At 68.3% G+C, this 1,658-nt stretch carries 2 pseudogenes; both read left to right on the top strand.

Annotated elements, in window-relative coordinates:
• A pseudogene (locus FVW20_RS14545) lies at nt 1–219 on the top strand (glycosyltransferase family 9 protein); the annotation flags it as partial.
• 505 nt (nt 220–724) lie between these two features.
• Nucleotides 725–1,658: pseudogene (locus FVW20_RS14540) on the top strand (flagellar hook-length control protein FliK); the annotation flags it as partial.

The raw sequence follows: 1,658 nt of genomic DNA, 5'->3' as shown, positions 1-1,658 counted from the left end.
CGTGCCCTGTCGAGCCTTGGGCGCGACCTGGCCCTTGCCCTGCGCGGCCTGGGGACCGGGCAGGCCACGCTGCCGCCCGACTTCTGGCATCGCCATCCGCCCATGCTGCGCCCCCTCACCGGCTACCTGCACATGTCCGTGCAGAACGCCGACGCCACCCCTGCCGCCTGGGCCGAGGCCCTGACCCTGGTGGAGGCCCTGGCCGCCCTTACGGCCTGACTTGCCCCCGCCGCCCATCCAAACCGGCCCCGATCAGGGCGGCAGGAACCAGCACCCCACAGGCGCCCGCAGGTTCTTGACGGGCCATCTGGCCCTCCCCGGGTGTAACCGGACCTGACCGGACCTGATGGGATCTGATGGAACCTGACGAGACCCGTGCCGCATCATCCCGTCCTGTTCCCTGCCCTCCTGCCTCCCTGCCGACCTGACCGGCCCAATCGGACCATGCCGCGTGCTGCCGCCACTGCGGCATGTCGCCGCCGCCCTTACGCCATCTGTACCGTCGTCACGCCTCGCGCCCCGGGGCGCTTCCCCTGCGGGCTTCACCCTGGCCCGGTCGACAATCTGGAACGGTCAAGAAGTGCAAACCAGCCCGGCCTGCCCGCCCCGGCGCACGGCAGCCCTTGCCGGGCACGCCGCCTTAACAGCTTGCAACACATTGAAATCATGTTGCGTAAAGTTTTGGAACGGTCCTTGTAATCCCAAGGCTGCAAGGAGCCCCGGCATGCATATTTTTCCCTTTCTCCCCGAGACCGCAAAGGCGCCGTCCGATGTGACGCGGCACCCCAAGGTCACTGCCAGCACCCTCGACTTCGCTTCCGTGCTCGCGGACAAGGCGAGTCCGCGTTCCCTTTCCGGCGCGGGCACCAACGCCCTCCGCACCGCCACCAGTGCGGCCACGGAAGCCAAGGGCAAGGTGCGCAGGGGCGAGGACGGCGGCGTGCTCACCGCACCCGGGCAGATCAGCCTTTCCTATCAGGACGTCATTGCGCTGCGGAACCAGTTGGAAAAGAGCGGCGTTTCGCCCGACCGGCTGGAACGCCTCACCCAGATGGCCTCCACCCCCGGCAACTATTCGCTGGGCCAGGTCATTTCGGCCCTGCGCAAGGACGGCCCCTACGCCAACCTGAACACCGACGGCACCGCCACCACCGCCCTGAACGGCAACCAGCGCCTGGACGCCAAGCAGTTCCTGCAGAAGATCGGCATGTTGCCCGAAGAAGCGGACGGCATGCTGGCCCAGATGGACGCGGGCAACACCGACACGGTGTGGAAGGCCGTAAGCTCCAGACTGAGCGGCAAGACCGACGGCGACGCCATCGACGTCAACGTGGCGGAACTGGAGGCCATGGCCAAGGGCCTGCGCCTGTCACCCGAAGTGCTGGCCGCCATGAAGACGCTGTTCGGCGGGCAGACCGAAATTTCCACAACCGCCGCCGGACTGAAGTCGGCACTGGTGCCCGCCGGGCAGGAAATGGCCGCGCGCGAACAGGCCGACCGCAACCTGGCCTCGGCCCTTGGCTCCGCGCTCGACCCGGTGTTGCAGGCGGCCAGGAAGTCCGCCGAGCGCATCCAGCAGGCCGACCGGCGCGGCGACCGTAACGCCCAGCGCAGTGAAGTGCTGATCCGCGAAGCCGCCACCGGCAAGGGCAACGGCA

Source organism: Nitratidesulfovibrio oxamicus (assembly GCF_015731765.1).
Taxonomy (GTDB): domain Bacteria; phylum Desulfobacterota; class Desulfovibrionia; order Desulfovibrionales; family Desulfovibrionaceae; genus Cupidesulfovibrio; species Cupidesulfovibrio oxamicus.
This window is presented reverse-complemented; position numbering and strand designations above follow the sequence as displayed.